Genomic DNA, 17,934 nt, shown 5'->3' with positions numbered 1-17,934 from the left:
TGGAGGTTCTGTAAGCGTTCAGCGGTTCTCATTGTTCTTGCAGCATCCGCACCGAGTAGTTGCTGAGGATCACCTTGAGTTTGCCCTCAAAAACACCTTTTTGCAGGGTTCCGGTCAAGTGCGCTTTGACCTCGGTGCCAGCGCTCCATCCCGCCCCAAAAAGTTTGTATTCTTTGCCCAGCACCTGCGCTTTGCTCTGAAAAGAGGTGCCTGCACCTGCTCCCTGAGACAGGGTCAAATTGAAATCCAGAGCCTCTCTGGACTGGATCGCAAAACCCGAGACATCGTAATTGTTGCTCCCCGAGAGGTTGTAAAAGACACCCCTCACCTGCAAATCCTGATCCCGGACCACCAAGACCATCCGGTAGTCGGCAGAGGTGAAGGTCCCTTTGCCTTGCCCATTGAGCACGTACGTCTGGTAGGTGTGTTTTTCGGGTTCGCTCTGGACGTTTTTGACCGGGGCATTCACGAAAACCGGAGCACAACCAGAGAGCAGCACAACAACAGGCACGAGGGGTCGCATGGGAACACCATACCAGCCAGAAACCCACTTTCCATGAAAACAAAAATGATAAATGACTCAGAAAAATCCCAATGGTTCTTTGAATGGCACTGCAAGAGAAACAACAGAACCCAAAATCAGATTTGCTACACTGTGAACACTTGAAAGCAGGTTGATTGCATGTCCTCAATGTCCTCAAATGAATCCCATCCCACCCGCATCTTGATCGTTGAGGACAGTCCCACCGACACCGACATCCTGAAACGACACCTCAAACGCTGGAGCCCCTCTGAATTGCACATCACCTCTGTGTCTTATGGGAAGGAAGGCTTGCAGGCCTTTTCAAACGATCCGGCACCCGAATTGGTGTTTCTGGATCTGGATTTGCCCGACATGACCGGACTGGACTTCCTCAATGCTTTTCCAGAGCACCACAAACCGCCTGCGGTGATCATCCTGACCGGCAGTGGCGATGAGAACTCTGCTGTGAAAGCCATGAAAGCCGGGGCTCTGGATTATCTGGTCAAAGGCAACCTGTCGGTGCAAACCCTGCAGAAAACCATTCAGAATGCCACCGACAAGCACCGTCTGCAGAAAGAACTGCACCTGACCCGCAGGCAATTGGAGTCCCTGATCCAGCAGTCCCCGATTGGAATGGCCCTGCTGGATCGGGACTTGACCGTCAGGCAGGCCAATCAGGTGTTCATTGCTGCCACGGGGTATCCCGATGTGCAATCGGCCCACCTGAGTTTGCATGACCTTTCAAACGACCTGATGCAGGGTCTGTGCCAACTGGGCAAGCAGGTGGTGGAAACCCAGAAAAGCATCAAAGCCGAGCTGGAAACCCGCAACATGTTCTGGAAAGTGCAGATTTACCCGGCCGCTTTTGATCAGGGAAGGGTGCAATGGGTGGGCCTGTCGCTGGAAGACATCAGCGAACGCAAGCACGCAGAGAAACGCCTTTCACACCTGCATGCCACCCAGAAACGCTTTGTGGCAGATGCCGCCCACGAACTGCGCAACCCCCTCACCACCATTCAGGGCAACCTCGACATTCTGGTGCGCCACCAGAGCATCCCTGAGGCAGACCGTCAGGACATCATCTCCGATGTGCAACGCGAAGCCAACCGCCTCGGACGTCTGGTGAACGACATGCTGACCCTTGCCCGTGGAGACAGTGGAGCCATCGTGCAGGAGGAGCCGGTCGAGCTTCACACTTTGCTGCTGGACAGCTGGCAGGATTTTGTGCGCAGCCGCAAATCCCACCGTTTCCAGTTGCAAAGCGTCGAGCCTGCATGGGTGCTGGGCGACCATGACCGCCTCAAACAACTGCTCCTGATCCTGCTGGACAATGCGGTGAAATACACCCCCTCTGGTGGAACCATCACCCTTGGACTGAAAAACACCCCTGACGGGGTGCATTGGGTGGTGCAGGATTCCGGCATCGGGATCAGTGAAGCAGACCTGAAACGGGTGTTTGAGCGGTTCTTCCGCTCCGATCCTTCGCGCCAGAGCACCGGGGATCCCGGCGGAACCGGCCTCGGGCTGTCCATTGCCCAGTGGATTGTGGAGCAACACCACGGGGTGATCCATCTGGACAGCACCATTGGCAAGGGAACCACCGTGACTGTGATGTTGCCTTCCCATCCGCCTGTGGACTTTAAAGATTGAGCTGTTCTGGAGCAACCAGATGGAAAATCACTGCTTGGGAGGGGTCTCGTTGAGCACCAACCAGTACATCCCGAGTTGCAGGGTGGCTTCCATGAAGCGTTCAAAATCCACAGGTTTGCGCACGTAACTGTTGGCCCCAAGTGCATAACTGGCCAACAGGTCTTCTTCGTGTTTGCTGCTGGTCAGCACCACCACGGGAATGTGCATGGTGATTGGGTTTTTGCGGATGTCCTCAAGGACTTCCAGGCCACCCACTTTGGGCAGTTTGAGGTCCAGCAAAATCAGGTCTGGCACTTCTTCGGGGTTGCGGTTCTGGTGCTCACCTCGGGCATGGAGGTAGTCGAGGGCTTCTTCACCATCGCGCACCACCACCACCTCGTTGGCCAGTCGGCTTTTTCTGAACGCCCTGAGGGTGAGGATTTCATCGTCTTCGTTGTCTTCAACCAGCAGCACCACTTTTCGCATTTCTCTTCTCTCCCAAATTGTTGTTTCCAGAGTACGAACATCTAGGTCCCATCGCAATTGCCTGTGATCAAAAGGGATTTCCCCTGAAGAAGACAACCTCCAGCCTTTGCCTGTTGCTTTGCAACACTCCAAAAAGTGTAGCAGCATTTTCTGTTTTGGATTCAGCGACCTTGCCAGAGACCCAGGGTCAGCGCAAAGTCTGACTTTTGGCATGTCACTTGAAAAAGCGTTCAGCGATCAGCCCTCAGCTTTCAGCAAAAAGCTCACCAAAAGGCTTTTGCAAACAGCAAAACAAAAAGCCACAAACGGAAAGCCACTCAGACTTTCCGTTCAACAGGCAGCCAGAAAACTGTCCTTATTGCTGACGGCTGATCGCTGACGGCTGATGGCTCTTGGTGTTGGCATGGCCTGACAGCAATTTTGCGCTTACCCTTGCCAGAGACCAAACAGGGCAGGCTTCCTTCAAGCATCCTCCTCGAAACTCACTCCAATTCCTACAGGTGACAGAGGAAACAACCTCTGGATGGAAAAAGATGTTTCATGTGAAACACCTGCACCTGTCACATTGTTGCTTTTGTTACAATTCGGTCTTCAGATTGTCCTGTGTTTTGAGATCCCTTCAGAAAGCACAGCATTTCATGAACAAACTGAATTGCAACTGAAGCCAGCACCGTTTAAGATTCATGCATGGATCGGCCACCTCTGGAGACGACATGAAACACTTCTACGTGATCGAAGAACGCACCATGACGGTGATCCTTGCCCAGAGTGCATTGCAAGCCCTTGAGCATTATGCCGTCACCCATGGCTGGCGTTTGCCTTCCGACACCTTGCGTCTGGTGAAACCCGGACACTGGCAGGCCTTCGGAGGGGAAATTCAGGTGTACGATGAAGCCCCCAGCAACGTGCCTCAGCGCTGATCCTGCAAAACTCGGGCGTAACCTTCAGGGTCGGTGGCCCCTTCGGTGTTGATCAGCAAGATCCGCTGACCCTGCACCTGTTCCCAGAGGGCTGGATGTTGATCTTTCAAGCACAAGAGACCAGCCAATCCAGCTGCTCCACTTTCGCCTGAGACCACCCCATCTCGGGCGAGCAAACGCATGGCCTGACGGGTCCAATCGTCTGTCAGGCCCACAGTCACACTGAGCCCTTTTTGCAGCAACGGCCACGCCAGAGGGGAAATGTTTCCACAGTTGAGGCCCGCCATGATGGACGGATGGGGACCGGGAACCTCTGTGGGGGTGCCTGCTTGCAAAGAACGCAACACGCATGCAGCGGAAAGGGGTTCTGTGCCCACCACTCGGGTTTGAAAGCCCTGCTGTCGGTAATGTTGCACCACCGCAGCCGCCAGAGAGCCCACCCCCATCTGAACCGACACCACGTCTGGCTCGGGTTCTTGCAGGTCAGCGAGTTGAGCAGAAACCTCTGCAAAAATGGTGCTGTACCCCTCCACCACCCATGCTGGAACGCGGGTGTAGCTGTCCCAACTGGTGTCGCTGATCACGATGTGCTGGGGTCCGGCCAGCAACGCAGCCTCCTCCACCGCCACATCATAGGAACCCGAGACCTGTTGCAAGGTGGCTCCTTCAGACAGGATGGCTTCCTGCCGGGCTGCTGCCATGTCCTCTGGAACCAGAATGTGCGCCTGAAGCCCGAGCCAGCGGGCCATTCGGGCCACGGCGCGGCCATGGTTTCCATCGGTGGCAGCGACCAATGTGAGGGGCAGGTGTTCAGAAAGCTGGCTGGAAAGCTCTGATAAGCTGGCCCAGTCCTGAAAAGGACCAAATCGGGCTTGCAACTCCTGCACCGTTGCCCACGCTGCCCCGAGGATCTTGTAGGCAGGAAGGCCCAGACGGTTCTGTTCGTCTTTCACCCACACCTGCTGGACCCCGAGCCTTTCAGCCACCAGAGGGACTGATCTGAGTGGGGTGGGCTGGTATCCCGGCAATTTCTGGTGAAAAGCCAGCACAGATCGGGTGTCTCTGGGTTCAAACCAACCGGGATTGCTCTGGAAGTGGACATCGGACCCGCTCACTGGCAGAACCCCCGGATGGTTTCGGTGAGCACCTCACAGCAAAGCTGGACGGATTTCAGATCCACCCACTCTTCAAGGGCATGGGCACCCGAGCCGGACGGACCAAAAACCACTGTGGGAATCCCTTTGCTTTGCAGCAAAGCAGACTCCATCCAGAAGGTCATGCCTGTGGTTTTGGGCACCTCACCCAGCACAGCAGCGGCTTTTTCACGCAGCAAGTCCACAAAGGGATGGTTGGAGGGCACCTCGAAGGCATCTCGAAACAAGCCTGAAGAAAAGTCGAGGGTGCCCTCTGGTTTCTGGTTGCACACCTCTTGCAGGAAAGCCTGCATCTCCTGTTCCACATCCTGCAAGGTTTCGCCGGGCAGGGTGCGCCGCTCGATGTGCAGTTCGCAGCGCTCTGGGTAACTGGACAGTTCCTGCCCCCCAGAGATCAGGGAAGCATGCACCGATCCATGACCCAACAGGGGGTGTGGGGCTCGGGTTTGCAGGGTTTTTGCGTAGGTTTCCAGCCCCAACAGCACATGCCCCATGTGCAGAATGGCATCTTTGCCCAGATCGGGACGGGATCCATGGGCAGCTTTGCCGTGCGTGGTGACCTGATGCCAGCTGAATCCCTTGTGGGCCACGCAAAGCTCCAGACCGCTTGGCTCGGTGACGATGGCAGCATCTGCATGAAGATCTTCAAGCAAAGCCTCCAGTCCGATGCTGGCGTATTCTTCATCGGCCACAGCGGTCAAAACCACGTCTCCAGAGAGTCCGAGGTCTCTGGCGTGCAGCAAAGCCACCATGCAGGCAGCAAGACCCCCTTTCATGTCGTAGGTGCCCCGACCATACATCCGGCCTCCTTCAATCTGAGGCACAAAAGGATCTGTCATGCCAGAGGTGCCCACCACATCCATGTGGGCATTGAGCAGCAAGGTTTTTCCACCACCAGAGCCTTTCACAGTCGCCAGCACATTGAAGCGTCCGGGCTGGATTTCCTGCCGGACAGCCTGAATGCCATGCCCTTCAAACCACTGCTGCACAAACCGGGAGATCTCCCCTTCCCCGGCCCCACCCGGCACCAGATCAGGGTTGGTGGAATCGATGGACACAAGTTGAAACAGCAAATCGGTCAGCAGATGGGACTCTGGAGAGGGGTTCATTTCAGTAATATATCACTGATTGGGTTGACCGTTGTCAGTAAACAGTGAACAGCGAAAAAATCTCGCCAGTACATCACACCCCTGTTTGTTTCACCCTTGAAATTGCCGAAGACAGGTTGACGCCTCACAAGTGATCTTGATGAAATATCCTTTACGAGAATTTCTCGCCACCCCATCCCTGCTTTCAATGACAACAAAACCTGATGCTGTGCAGCAAAAGGTTTTGCGCTGTCAACTGTGAATTGTCAACTGTGGACTTCCGTCAAAATCACCCTTCCCACGGCCACGGTCCAGCAGCCACCGCCAGACCCACCGCTCTGGGTCCAGTGTGCACCGCCAGAGCCACACCCACCGGGGCAAGATCGTTCCAGAGGATCGGATGGTGTTCTTTCAGGCGTTCCAGCAGGAGGTTGGCCCCCTCGGTTTCTTCGCCGTAGAGCAAGCCCACACGCAAAGGGGTGCCTTTGCCATGTTTGGAGGTCACCAGAGCAGCAATGCCCTCAATGGCTTTTTCCCATGAGCGGGCACGGCCCACATTGGAATACGTGCCAGTGGCTTTGTCTACGGTGATGATGGGTTTGAGGTTGAGAAGCCCGCCCAGCGTGGCCTGCACCCGACCAATCCGGCCCCCTCTGCGCAAATATTCCAGCGTGTCGATGGTGAAAAACAGCTCGGTTTGCTGGTGCACTTTTTTCATCCAGTCCACAGCAGTAGCCATGGATTGCCCTTTGGATCGGGCCATCATGGCTGCGTGCACTTGAAAAGCCTGCGCTGCCGAAAGCGTTCCAGAGCTGTGCAAAGTCACTTTTTTGGAAATCAGGGACAGGGCTTGCGTGGCCGCATTCAGGCTTCCTGAAAGCCCCTGTGAGATGGTCACGGCCAGCACTTCTGCAGGAGACTGTTCAAACAGTTCACGGAACTGCTCGGGGGTGGGCTGACTTGTGGTGGGGTGGGGCGTACCCTGCCTCAACCTTTTGAAAAAATCGGCTCTGGAGAGGTCAGCGGCCGAAAAAGTCTGGGAACCAAATGAAATCGAAAACGGAGCCACACGCACCCCATTGAGCAACGAAGGAAAACGGTCCAGGCCACCATCGGCGACCACTTCGAAGGGTGCAGCCTGAAGAGGAGATTGCGTCATGGCTTCACTCTACTCTGGCCCCTCAGGGAGGTATGTCCACAAAGACACACTGAAAACACAACAACAGACACAAATGGATCAAAAATGGATCAAAGTGTTTCAGACGGCTCTGGGCCAGAAAAACCCCCCACACCCGATGTGTGGGGGATTCCCGGATAGGAAGGAGTGACGTGTTGTTGGTTTATTCGTGCCAGAGTTCCCAGTGCTCAGGGGCACGCCACAGGCTGGAGAGGATCAGTTCTTTGATGAAGATGAACTCTTTGGGGAGTTTGTCGTACAGCTTCATGAACAGCTCGTCGTGGCCGGTGAGTTCTTTCTGCCATGCGTCGCGGTCCACACTCATGATCTCGTTGAACTGGGCTTCGGAGAAGTCAAGGCCCCTCCAGTCGAGGTCTTCGTAGCGGGGCACCCAGCCGAGGGGGCTTTCCAGACTGGCGGCATGTCCTCTGGCGCGTTCCACGATCCATTTCAGGATGCGCATGTTTTCGCCGAATCCGGGCCACACGAACTTGCCGTTTTCGTCTTTGCGGAACCAGTTGACGTTGAAGATGCGGGGTGGGTTGGGGATGCTGCGTCCGAAGTTCAGCCAGTGGTTGAAGTAGTCGGCCATGTGGTATCCGATGAAGGGCAGCATGGCGAAGGGATCGCGGCGAACTTCTCCAAGGGCACCGAAGGCAGCGGCAGTCATTTCCGAGCCCATGGTGGCTGCGGCGTACACACCGTAGTTCCAGTTGAAGGACTGGTACACCAGAGGCATCACGGTGCTGCGGCGTCCACCGAAGATGAAGGCACTGATCGGCACACCTCTGGGGTTGTCGTACTCAGGGTCAACGGAGGGGCACTGGTTCAGGGGAGCAGTGAAACGGCTGTTGGCGTGGGCGGCTTTGCGGCCACAGTCGGGGGTCCATTCCTGACCGGTCCAGTCGATCAGGTGGGCAGGGGCTTCTTTGGTCAGGCCTTCCCACCACACGTCTCCGTCGTCGGTCAGGGCCACATTGGTGAAGATGGTGTTTTCCTGAATGCTGGCAATGGCGTTGGGGTTGGATTCCACGTTGGTGCCGGGGGCCACACCGAAGAAACCGGCTTCTGGGTTGATGGCGTAGATTTTGCCGTCTGCTGCGGGTTTGATCCAGGCGATGTCATCCCCGACGGTGGTGACTTCCCAGCCTTCTTCCTGGAAGGGTTTGGGGGGAATCAGCATGGCGAAGTTGGTTTTACCGCAGGCACTCGGGAACGCAGCAGCCACGTAGGTTTTTTCGCCGTTGGGGTCTTTGACCCCGAGGATCAGCATGTGCTCGGCCAGCCAGTTTTGTTCTTTGGCCAGCACGGAAGCGATGCGTAAGGCGAAGCATTTTTTGCCGAGGAGGGCGTTTCCACCGTAACCCGAGCCGTAACTCCAGATGGAGCGCTCTTCAGGGAAGTGCACGATGTATTTTTCGGTGTTGCAGGGCCATGGAACATCTTTCTGTCCGGGTTCCAGAGGGGCACCGACAGAGTGCAAGCAGGGCACGAACTCGCCATCACCGAGGGTTTCCAGCACTTTGCGTCCCATGCGGGTCATGATGCGCATGTTGACGGCCACGTAAGGGGAATCGCTCAGTTCCACTCCGATGTGGGAGATGGGTGAGCCGATGGGTCCCATGCTGAAGGGAACCACGTACATGGTGCGGCCCTTCATGCTGCCATCAAACAGGGGGATCAATTTGCGTTTCATTTCGGCAGGGGCCATCCAGTTGTTGGTGGGACCTGCGTCTTTTTTGGCGAAGCTGCAGATGTAGGTGCGGTCTTCCACGCGGGCCACGTCGCTCGGGTGGGAGCGGGCCAGGAAGCTGTTGGGGCGTTTTTCAGGGTTGAGCTTGATGAAGGTTCCGGCTTTGACCATCAGGTCACAGAGGCGGTCATATTCTTCTTGAGAACCGTCGCACCAGTACACTTCGTCTGGTTTGCAAAGGTCCACCATTTCCTGCACCCAGTCGATCAGCTTGCGGTTTTGCACATAGTCTGGCACGCGTAAGTTGGGTTTGACAATCATGGTCAGCTCCTTTATGAGGGGTTTGTGTTCCCTCGACGCCATCAGATTAGACAGACGGGATTACAGACCCATTACTGCATCATAAAGGATTGACTAGACAACTAAAAGACAACCACTTGCGGGGTAACACCCTCTGGAAACCTGAAATCTCAGGTCCTCTGGTGACCCCAAAAAGCTGGAAGCTGCGTTATAACGCAAATCCTACACCTGCCAAATTCAGCCGTAAAGGGACATTCGCAAAAGAAGAATGTCCCATGCTGCACGAGGCCAGAAGTCCCTTTTGTGTTCCAATCCACCAGAGGGGTTCTCTATTGAATATTCCCCGTTGCTGGTCAAATCTCTTGGGAAACAGACGGGCTTGTTGTTGTCGCTGGCTTTCCGCCAAATTTGCTCTGATATGCACCTCAATATACATATGCACAAATCACTGGACAGACGACCCAACTTCAGTAATGCCACGGTAACACACCCTGCCTAACCTGAGAACAACCAGGAGGAAAACCCATGAAAGTGCGCGATGTCATGACGCCGCACCCCATTACGGTGTCGCCAGAAACGTCTGTACCCGAGGCCATGCAACTGATGCAAACCCACGGCTTTCGCCGTTTGCCTGTGGTGGAAGGTGGCGAACTGGTGGGCATCGTGACCGACCGGGACCTCAAAGAAGCCCTGCCTTCCAGTGCCACCACCCTCTCGATCTGGGAAATGAACCACCTGCTCTCCAGACTGCAGGTTGCAGAAGTGATGAGCGAACAGGTCATCACCGTCAAAGCCCAGACCGAACTGGTGCAGGCCGCCGAACTGATGCTCACCCACAAAATTGGGGGGCTTCCAGTGGTCAGCAGCCTCGGGCATGTGATTGGCATCATCACCGTCACCGAAGTGCTGCGTGCCTTTGTGGAGCAGCAACACGCCGCCGACTGAACATCCAGAAAGGAAACCCTACAACATGAAAGTCTTTGAAAGCATGAGCAAAGCCCCGGTGGTCGCCCACCCCTCCATGTCTGCCAGTGAAGCCTGGTACAAGCTGAAGACCAGTGTTCTGCACGTTCTCCCAGTGGTCAGCGATGGTCAGTTGGTGGGCGTCATCAAACTGCAAGACCTCGAAGCCTTCGCCCAGAGGCGCTCCAGTTACCATGCCCCGGAGTTTCTGGTGGGGGAATACCTGCTGGAAGGCTTGCTGGTGGGAGACATCATGCGTCCGCCCACCACCACCGTTCAACCCAAAGACACCCTAGAAAAGGCTGCACAGGAAATGCTCAAGCACAAAATCCTCGGGCTGCCTGTGGTGGATGAGCATGGTCGTCTGGTGGGCGTGATCACCGTGACCGACATGCTGGAAGTGTTTGCCCATCCCCATGTACAGGGGATGGCCGGTTGACCTGTTGAGCTCCGCTTTTGAGACAGGACACCTCAGAATAATCCTGAAAAAAAGGCCCTTGTCAAAAGGGCCTTTCAAGTGAAAGCAGAAAGCAATGCTGTTCACAAACGGCTTTTTCTTCAGTAATGCAGCGGTAATGGCAGGCTTTCATGCTGTAACCACCGACGAACCCACATGATGAATGTCCATGGGGTTTCGCCATTCCCTGAAGCCCCCAAAGGCAACAGGCATTGCAGGAGGCGAACAATGCTGATTCAAGAGCGCATGACCCGAAATCCCATCACCATCACCCCCACCACTCCCGCTCTGGAAGCTGCTGCTCGCCTGAAAGTCAGCAGGCTGCACGTTCTGCCTGTGGTGGAAAACGGCACCCTGCTGGGCGTTCTGAAAGACAAAGACCTCGAAGATGCTGCGGCCCGCAAAGCCCAGGAACAAGGAGATCACCTCCCCTACCTGATCAGCCGCTTTTTGCTGCAGGACCTGCTGGTGAAAGACGTGATGCAGCCCTCCACCGCCACCCTTGAGCCCGCCCAGAGCCTCGGGCAGGCCGCCAAAGCCATGCTGGAACACAACGTGCTGGGTCTGCCTGTGGTGCAAGACGACCAACTGGTCGGGGTGATCACCGTCACCGACCTGCTCTCCTCCCTCGCAGAAACCGACCAGTAAATTCAAACCACAACCATGTTGAAACAGGAAAGGAAACCCCACACCATGCGCAAAACCGCCCTTCTGATGCTGGTCCTCAGCACCACCACCCTGGCTTTCGCTGCCGACCCCAAAGGCAAAGCCACCAATGGCAAAACCCTCTACACCTCCACCTGCCAGATGTGCCACGGCGACAAAGGGCAAGGCATGGTCGGGCCCAAATTGGCTGGAGTGGTTTCCAAGTGGAAATTTGCAGACTTCAAAAAAGCCCTGCAAAAAGGGGTGGGCCCAAGCGGAAAAACCCTGACCCCCACCATGCCCAGATACGAAAAAATGCCTTTCTCTGGAACAGGCAAACCCCCAACGGACCAGCAGATCGCCGATGTGCTGGCGTACATCAAAACCCTGAAGTGACCCAAATTTGATTCACAACCTGTGTGCACAGGTTTGGAATACCGGAGGAAAGAGCATGGAAGAAAAATCACCCAAAGGAACATTGCTGGTGGTGGGCATCCTTGTGCTGACCATCGTCGCCATGTGGTTGCTGGTGTACAGCATCATGTTGAGGCAGGCCTGACATGGACCACCACATGATTGAAAAATACGAGAAGCTGTGGCTGTATGTGGCTTCCGCACTGATCGCCATTCTGGTGCTGGTCACCATTGGCAATGTGGTGAACAGTGCCATCCCATCGGTGGGCAACCACCACGACCACAGCCTGAAAAAAGTGGACCTGACCAATCTGGCGGCCACACCTTTTGCCACCCCCGGACTGAAACAAAACGCCTCTGGCGAGTATGAACTGTACATGCTGTCTCAGGCCTTCATGTTCAACCCGCCAGAAGTGAAAGTGCCTGCAGGCAAACCCATCACCCTGTATGTCACTTCTACCGACGTGCTGCACGGCCTGCAAATCGAAAAAACCAACGTGAACATTGAAGTGCTGCCCGGCGAAGTGGCCAAAGTCACGTACACCTTCAAGAAACCCGGCACCTACCGCGTGGGATGCAATGAATACTGCGGTGTGGGCCACGCCAACATGATGTCCAAATTGATTGTGGAGGAAGCCAAATGACCACCAAAACCTTCACGCCTTCGCAGGACAAGGCCTATGACACCCACCCCGAGAAGAAAATTGCCCTGTATTACACCGTCACGGGTCTGATTTTCCTGCTGGTCGGTGTGCTGATGGGACCTTTGCAAGCCCTGAACTACGCTGGCATCGACATCTACAAGTACATGCCCTTCCTGAAGTCCTACTATCAGGGCCTGACTTTGCACGGCGTGCTGAATGCTCTGGTGTTCACCACCTACTTCATTTGCGGCATCCTGCTGTACATCCCTGCGCGTGACCTGAAACTGCGCCCCAACATGACTTTCGCGTGGTTCACCTACTGGTTGATGAACTTCGGCGTGGTGCTGGCCGCGATTGCCATTCTGGGCAACAACGCTTCGGTGCTGTACACCTTCTATCCTCCCCTGAAAGGTCACCCCCTGTTCTACATCGGCGCTGCACTGCTGGTTGCTTCCAGCCTGCTGGTCGGTGGACAGGTGATCTACATGTGGACCGGCTGGAAGAAAGCCAACCCCGGCAAAATCACCCCTGTCACCGCTTACATGAGTGTCGCCACCTGGTTCATGTGGATTCTGGCCTCTCTGGGCATCGTGGTGGAAGTGGTCTTCTACCTGATCCCCTGGGCTCTGGGTTGGACCCCCGCTGTGGACCCCCTGCTGGCCCGCACCCTGTTCTGGTACACCGGACACCCCATCGTTTACTTCTGGCTGCTGCCTGCTTACGTGAGCTGGTACGCCTTCATCCCCAAACAGGCCGGAGGCAAAATTGTCTCTGAACCCCTTGCCCGTCTGGCTTTCGCCATGTTCCTGCTGGTCAGCGTGCCAGTGGGACTGCACCACCAGTTCACCGACCCCGGCATTTCCAACACCTGGAAACTGATCCAGATGTCCCTGACCTTCGCTGTGGCTGTGCCCAGCATGCTGACCGCCTTCAGTGTGGCTGCCAGCATGGAATACGCTGCACGCCTCAAAGGGGGCAAAGGCCTGACCGGATGGATGGGCAAACTGCCCTGGAATGAGCCCTCTTTCACCGCTCAGGTGCTGGCCATGGTCAGCTTCATCTTTGGTGGAGCAGGTGGGATTGCCAACGCCAGCATGTCTCTGAACTACGTGGTGCACAACACAGCATGGATTCCCGGCCACTTCCACATCACCGTGGGCACCGCCACCACCCTGACCTTCTTCGGCATGACCTTCTGGCTCTTGCCTCACCTGACCGGCAAGAAACTGTTCAACCCGAGACTCGCTCTGGCTTCCAGCTGGTGGTGGTTTGTGGGCATGATGGTCTTCGCTGTGGGCATGCACTGGGAAGGTTTGCTGGGCATCCCCCGCCGTGCACACATCGCTGCCCTGCCCAAAGAGCTTTTGGACCAGTACGCCCAGAATGCCCAGATCCCCATGGCCCTCACCGGAATCAGCGGCATGATCCTGCTTGTGGCCGCCATCATGTACTACACCGTGGTGGCCGGAACCCTGATGCAAGGCAAACGCGACGTGCAAAACGCCCCCGAGATTCCTTTCAGCGAGTCCCTGACCAACGTGGAGACCCGCAAGAGCGTGCGCTTCCTCGACAACCTCTGGTTGCTGTTTGCAGTGGCTTTCGTGATCGTGCTGGGTGCTTACGGACCCATCCTGTGGGGCATGATTTCTGACCCCAATTTGGTGCCCGGAATGCGACTCTGGTGAACCTCAAGAACCTGAAAACCCCTCTGAATTTCAGGGGGGTTTTTGCTTTATTGCATTTGACAGTTGATGGGTGGGGGGCTGGTCAATCGGGTTTGAGGGTTTTTTGCAACTGCTCCACCACCAGTTTGGCGGCCAGAGGCCCACGGATCCGACCAAATGGATGGTAATCCAGAAAGTACACCTGCTGCTGTTTGCTGACCGGCAAAGCTTTGAGGAGGGGCTGATTGAACCAGTCCTGACGGGCAGCCTCGGGGGTGTTTTTGCCTGCAGACAGCACCAGCACAGCATCTGGTTTGAGGGCACCAATGCCTTCCAGAGACAGGGTGGGCTGGTTGTTGGGCGCTGCCACCAGTTTCACCCCGAGGTCTTCAAGCACCCCGGCAGTGTAATCGTTGCCTGAAAGCACTGTGAAGGTGTTGTTGACAGCGAAACCACTGTTCCAGGCCACCATGAAGCGTTTGCTTTTCACCAGAGGCTGCACCGCTTTGCGGGCTTGCGCGATGTATTTGCGGTAACCATTGAGGGTTTGCGCTGCCTGCAATTCACGGCCCACGGCTCGGGCAAGCAAGGGAAGGGTGCGTTTCCACTCGTTGCGTCCGGTCCCCGAAAACAGCATGGTGGGCGCAATCTGACTGAGCTGGTTGTACACCCCAGAGGCGAAAGTCTCCCCAACAATCAGATCGGGTTTCAGGGCCATCAGGACCTCCAGATTGGGGTTGAAACGGTCACCGACATTGACGGGTGCAGAGGTCACCCATTTGCCCAGGTATTTGATCTGTTTGAGGGGTTCACCAAAGTTGGTGACTTCCAGTTGAGCGGCTTCCCCATAACCCACAGGTTGCACCCCCAAGGAAAGCAACAGGTCCAGAGCATGGGGACCCAGAGCAACAATGCGCTTCGGGGTTTTGTCGAGGTTGACGGTTCCAGCATCGTGCTTGAAGGTGGCTGCACTGGAAAAACCAGAGAGCAAAGCGAAGGTCACAGACAGTTGAAGTTTCACAATTATTGATAATACTAAATCGTTATCAATTTTCAAGATCAAAAAACCCCATGTGTAAGCATGGGGTTCTGAACGTGCGGACCGAATTCAGGCCACAGTGTTTTGTTCAGGGTTGCAGTCTGCCAGATCCATGAAAAACTCGGGGCACTGTCCAGTCGGTGTGAACGGACAGTTGTGGGTCATTTCGGACTCGGTGGGGGCATCCTCGTGTTTGCGTTTGCAAATGGCCTCGCCGTCTTTGATGCGTTGCGCCAGAGCCACCGTGTCCTGCATGGGGGTGTCTTGCAGTTCGTTTTTCAGGAAATGAATGAAACGGCGGTAGTGCTCGATGGCAGAATAACGGTCCTCTACGACAGACAGGCAGGTCATCAGCTTCTGGTGGTAATTCTCACCGATGAAGGGATCGGATTTGAGGGCACGGAACAGGGCATGCACGGTGTCTTCGCACTGGCCTTCGTGGCAGTACAGCATGGAGAGTTCCAGCAAAGCACGCACATACGCGGTTTTGTGTTCCTCTCTGGCCTGCTGGACCCACTCGTGGTCCATGCCGTCCAGATAATTGCCGGTGTAAAAAGACAGGGCCTTTTGCAATTCCTGCAAACGCTCTCTGCCAGAGCAGTGCTCAGCCTGAGAAAGGTGCACGTAGAAGCGGTACAGGTCGCTGCTTTGCAGGACCTCTCTGGAAATCTGGTAACGCCCGTACTGCTCTTTGATGCCATCTGGAGCACCCAGAGCGGTGCGGATCCGGTGCAGGGTGACCCGGAAACGGTTGTTGACCTGAGGGGATTCTTCCTCATCCCAGAGGTCGTGCAGGATTTCCGCTTTGCTGCGTCCCTCCACAAAGGAGAGCAAGTAGAACAGCAGCGCACGGGCAGGTTCGGAGTGGAACTGGGCTTCCTGACCGTCCAGTTGAACTTGAATCTGACCTAGGGTACGGATTTTGAGGGTGTTCATGTGCACTCCTGAGCAGCAAAGTGATGGTCCGAACAAACGGCTTTGGTTAAAAGCATGGTGTGGACAGCCCATTACCAACCCATTACTGAAGCGAAACTGGACGGGTCGGTAATGACATGGTAACACCCATGCGTACATTGGAAATAGGCTAAATGCCCTGATGGAGGCCCATACCATGCTGAACACAGTCCTTGTGCCCATCGACAATGATGCATGCAGTGAATTTTGCGTGCATTATGCTTTTGATCTGGCCCGACTGCTGGGCAGCCAGGTGGTGATCTTGCATGTGGCCCGCAACAGAGACCGCGTTGAGGCAGGCAAAGCCCTGCTGGAACGCCTCGGGCAGGGAGGTCGTTTTCCAGCCAAACGGATTTTGATGGAATCCGATCAGGTGGCCGACACCATCTTGCAGGTGGCCGACAAACACCGCGCAGACCTGCTGTTGCTTGGGCGGTGCATGGGCGATGTGCTGGTCACCCGAGAAGGCATCCGGGAACAGCTTCTGGAAAAAAGCCCCATTCCGGTGCAGGTGGTTCCCATCAACATGCGGCACAAACGCAGTTTTCTGGACCGTTTCCAACCTGGTCTTTAAAACATTTGACAGAATAAAAGATTGTCTCGTTGGAAGGGTTTCTTGAAACAGAAGGAATTGTTGACGCCTTCTGTTTCACTGAACAAACGCTGTAAAACCCAGAAAAGCGAAAGGCCCCTGAGTGACCAGAGGCCTTTTTGTTCATTTCCTTCTCTGGGAGGAGCCGTCTGAATCCTCCCCGTTCACGGATCAATGCTGTCAAGCAAATGCTGCTACAGTCACCACAGTCAGAGGTGCTGTTCAAAAGAAAGGGACGCAACTTCCATCCGCCCTGACCATGGCACCATGGCAGGGGCATCCAGAGTGAGCATGTACCCCTTGTTCCTCAGGGCACGGATGTTGAGGTGGCTGCCCACCTGACGGAGTTTTCGTCTCAGACAGGAAAGTCTGGCTTCCAGACTGTTGGATTGTGGAGATGGAGCGCCATAAATCTGGTATTCCAGCACATCCCTCTGGATCAAACGGTCGGGATTTTGCAAGAAGTACTCCAGCAATCGGGTTTCATGCTCCGTCACCAGCACATAACCCTTTTCCGTGCTGAGACGGCATTTCTGCACATCAAGCAAAGTTCTTCCATGGTAAATCACCCTGCTACCAGCATGAACGCGACGCAGCAAAATGCTGACCCGAGCAACCAGTTCCTCTGGATGGCAGGAGGCATCCAGAAAGTCATCTGCACCATTGGCCAGACACCAGATGCGCTGAACCGCAGGGGTCCCCGATCCCATGACCAGCACTGGAACATTCCACTCTGGTTTGAGGTCATGCAACAGGTACAAACCATTTCCATCTGGCAGATCAAGGCTGAGCACCAGCAAATCTGGCCGTCCATAAATCAGTCCCTGCAGCAATTCACCCAGCGAAGAAAAGCTTCGCACCTGATGCCCCTGATGCTGGAGGCAGGCACACAACGGTCCTTGCAAATCGAGATTGTGCTCAACCACCCAGATGGTCCAGGGCACACAACCGTTTGAAAAGTGGGGTGTTGTGGTCATGCAAATTCCTCCTGTGCTTGGGGTTTAAGGGTGTCAAAAGCCACCTGAGTGCAACTCAGGTTGGGCCTTTGATTGTTTTCTGAAATCAGTCTATGGAGATGGCTGACTTGAAACTGACAGCCTCTGAATTTTCTTCATCAAACCACCTCTTTTGGACACTTTTTGAACCCTTCCAGCCTTTGTAAATAAACTACATTTAATATACATATTTTAAAAACCCTTCTGGAACACTGTTTTTTTTGACTCTCTTCAGCTTGGATTCAGGATTCAGTCAGCTTCATGTAAGTCTCAGTTTCTATACTCCGCATCTCAGTACCCGACAAGTTTGGGGAACAACAGGTGAAGGCCTTCCAGTAAAGCCTGCAATGGCTTCCTGAATAACTCCAGCAGTAGAGAAATCCCCACCCGGAAGACACTCCGAGCCAGTCGACCATGCTTCTTTTTCGGAATAAGCACCCTTTCGCCCAGTTTCACCGCCCACACAAACACCACTGCCAGTAGGCATACCAAGCGTTCCAGATGCCGAGCATCCGTCATGTGGGTGTTCTCCAGCCGAAAACCCAGAGACTTGAGGTTCTTGAAAAGACATTCAATCCGGAACCTTTTCAAATAACG

20 protein-coding genes and 1 pseudogene are annotated in these 17,934 nt (G+C 55.1%); 11 read left to right on the top strand and 10 right to left on the bottom strand.

Features of this window, described 5'->3' with window-relative positions; genetic code table 11:
* Positions 1–28 precede the first annotated feature (28 nt).
* Complete coding sequence (locus tag Q371_RS03280) at positions 29–523, bottom strand: hypothetical protein (RefSeq protein WP_034336090.1); 495 nt, start codon at positions 521–523, stop codon at positions 29–31.
* Positions 524–682: 159 nt separating this feature from the next.
* On the opposite strand from Q371_RS03280, the gene Q371_RS25210 reads away from it, so the two are divergent.
* On the top strand, positions 683–2,173 hold the full coding sequence (locus Q371_RS25210) for an ATP-binding response regulator (protein ID WP_084571205.1): 1,491 nt from the start codon (positions 683–685) through the stop codon (positions 2,171–2,173).
* A 27-nt stretch (positions 2,174–2,200) separates the two neighbouring features.
* Here Q371_RS25210 and Q371_RS03270 read toward each other — a convergent pair whose 3' ends face one another.
* A complete protein-coding gene (locus tag Q371_RS03270) occupies positions 2,201–2,638 on the bottom strand; it encodes a response regulator (RefSeq protein WP_034336087.1) in 438 nt (145 codons plus the stop codon).
* Between the two features lie 211 nt (positions 2,639–2,849).
* Here Q371_RS03270 and Q371_RS26790 point away from each other — a divergent pair, with 211 nt between their 5' ends.
* Positions 2,850–3,017, top strand: coding sequence for a hypothetical protein (locus Q371_RS26790; protein WP_157442486.1), 168 nt, complete (start codon positions 2,850–2,852; stop codon positions 3,015–3,017).
* A 334-nt stretch (positions 3,018–3,351) separates the two neighbouring features.
* Positions 3,352–3,558 (top strand): hypothetical protein, encoded by a 207-nt coding sequence (locus tag Q371_RS03260; RefSeq protein ID WP_157442485.1) that lies wholly within the window; start codon positions 3,352–3,354, stop codon positions 3,556–3,558.
* Here Q371_RS03260 and Q371_RS03255 read toward each other — a convergent pair.
* From Q371_RS03255 to Q371_RS03240, 4 genes are all read right to left on the bottom strand, one after another.
* Positions 3,549–4,673 (bottom strand): diaminopropionate ammonia-lyase, encoded by a 1,125-nt coding sequence (locus tag Q371_RS03255; RefSeq protein WP_245618208.1) that lies wholly within the window; start codon positions 4,671–4,673, stop codon positions 3,549–3,551. The two genes, Q371_RS03260 and Q371_RS03255, sit on opposite strands and share 10 nt — an antisense overlap.
* Entirely contained in the window at positions 4,670–5,821 is a 1,152-nt protein-coding gene (locus Q371_RS03250; RefSeq protein ID WP_034336075.1) for an ArgE/DapE family deacylase, read from the bottom strand. Before Q371_RS03250 ends, Q371_RS03255 begins: the two co-directional genes overlap by 4 nt.
* 268 nt (positions 5,822–6,089) lie before the next feature.
* Positions 6,090–6,959 (bottom strand): DegV family protein, encoded by an 870-nt coding sequence (locus tag Q371_RS03245; protein WP_034336072.1) that lies wholly within the window; start codon positions 6,957–6,959, stop codon positions 6,090–6,092.
* Positions 6,960–7,140: 181 nt separating this feature from the next.
* Positions 7,141–8,991: a phosphoenolpyruvate carboxykinase (GTP) gene (locus tag Q371_RS03240; RefSeq protein WP_034336069.1), complete on the bottom strand. Its 1,851-nt coding sequence runs from the start codon at positions 8,989–8,991 to the stop codon at positions 7,141–7,143.
* Positions 8,992–9,495: 504 nt separating this feature from the next.
* Here Q371_RS03240 and Q371_RS03235 point away from each other — a divergent pair.
* From Q371_RS03235 to Q371_RS03210, 7 genes are all read left to right on the top strand, one after another.
* Positions 9,496–9,915, top strand: a complete 420-nt coding sequence (locus tag Q371_RS03235) for a CBS domain-containing protein (protein ID WP_034336068.1) — start codon at positions 9,496–9,498, stop codon at positions 9,913–9,915.
* 25 nt (positions 9,916–9,940) lie between these two features.
* Positions 9,941–10,372 (top strand): CBS domain-containing protein, encoded by a 432-nt coding sequence (locus tag Q371_RS03230; RefSeq protein ID WP_051963144.1) that lies wholly within the window; start codon positions 9,941–9,943, stop codon positions 10,370–10,372.
* A gap of 246 nt (positions 10,373–10,618) precedes the next feature.
* A complete protein-coding gene (locus Q371_RS03225) occupies positions 10,619–11,038 on the top strand; it encodes a CBS domain-containing protein (RefSeq protein WP_034336066.1) in 420 nt (139 codons plus the stop codon).
* 15 nt (positions 11,039–11,053) lie between these two features.
* The gene (locus Q371_RS03220; RefSeq protein WP_051963143.1) at positions 11,054–11,431 is read left to right on the top strand and encodes a c-type cytochrome; all 378 of its coding nucleotides are present in this window, start codon (positions 11,054–11,056) and stop codon (positions 11,429–11,431) included.
* A 55-nt stretch (positions 11,432–11,486) separates the two neighbouring features.
* On the top strand, positions 11,487–11,594 hold the full coding sequence (locus Q371_RS26390; RefSeq protein ID WP_084571203.1) for a cytochrome c oxidase subunit 2A: 108 nt from the start codon (positions 11,487–11,489) through the stop codon (positions 11,592–11,594).
* A 1-nt stretch (position 11,595) separates the two neighbouring features.
* A complete protein-coding gene (locus Q371_RS03215) occupies positions 11,596–12,093 on the top strand; it encodes a cytochrome c oxidase subunit II (RefSeq protein ID WP_034336063.1) in 498 nt (165 codons plus the stop codon).
* Positions 12,090–13,778, top strand: a complete 1,689-nt coding sequence (locus Q371_RS03210) for a b(o/a)3-type cytochrome-c oxidase subunit 1 (RefSeq protein ID WP_034336060.1) — start codon at positions 12,090–12,092, stop codon at positions 13,776–13,778. Before Q371_RS03215 ends, Q371_RS03210 begins: the two co-directional genes overlap by 4 nt.
* A gap of 82 nt (positions 13,779–13,860) precedes the next feature.
* On the opposite strand, the gene Q371_RS03205 is transcribed toward Q371_RS03210, so the two are convergent.
* Together Q371_RS03205 and Q371_RS03200 are read right to left on the bottom strand one after the other, a co-directional pair.
* Entirely contained in the window at positions 13,861–14,778 is a 918-nt protein-coding gene (locus Q371_RS03205) for an ABC transporter substrate-binding protein (protein WP_034336057.1), read from the bottom strand.
* Between the two features lie 87 nt (positions 14,779–14,865).
* Positions 14,866–15,732, bottom strand: a complete 867-nt coding sequence (locus tag Q371_RS03200; RefSeq protein ID WP_084571202.1) for an AfsR/SARP family transcriptional regulator — start codon at positions 15,730–15,732, stop codon at positions 14,866–14,868.
* A gap of 175 nt (positions 15,733–15,907) precedes the next feature.
* Here Q371_RS03200 and Q371_RS03195 point away from each other — a divergent pair, with 175 nt between their 5' ends.
* Positions 15,908–16,324, top strand: a complete 417-nt coding sequence (locus Q371_RS03195) for a universal stress protein (protein ID WP_034336055.1) — start codon at positions 15,908–15,910, stop codon at positions 16,322–16,324.
* 227 nt (positions 16,325–16,551) lie between these two features.
* On the opposite strand, the gene Q371_RS03190 is transcribed toward Q371_RS03195, so the two are convergent.
* Both Q371_RS03190 and Q371_RS03185 read right to left on the bottom strand, forming a co-directional pair.
* Positions 16,552–17,319 (bottom strand): response regulator transcription factor, encoded by a 768-nt coding sequence (locus tag Q371_RS03190; RefSeq protein ID WP_051963142.1) that lies wholly within the window; start codon positions 17,317–17,319, stop codon positions 16,552–16,554.
* Positions 17,320–17,628: 309 nt separating this feature from the next.
* Positions 17,629–17,934 (bottom strand): annotated as a pseudogene (locus Q371_RS03185) (IS4 family transposase); the annotation flags it as partial.

Origin of the sequence: Deinococcus misasensis DSM 22328, assembly GCF_000745915.1 — a bacterium.
Lineage (GTDB): Bacteria > Deinococcota > Deinococci > Deinococcales > Deinococcaceae > Deinococcus_C > Deinococcus_C misasensis.
The sequence above is the reverse complement of the archived record's forward strand: the minus strand, read 5'-3'. Positions and strand labels throughout refer to the sequence as shown.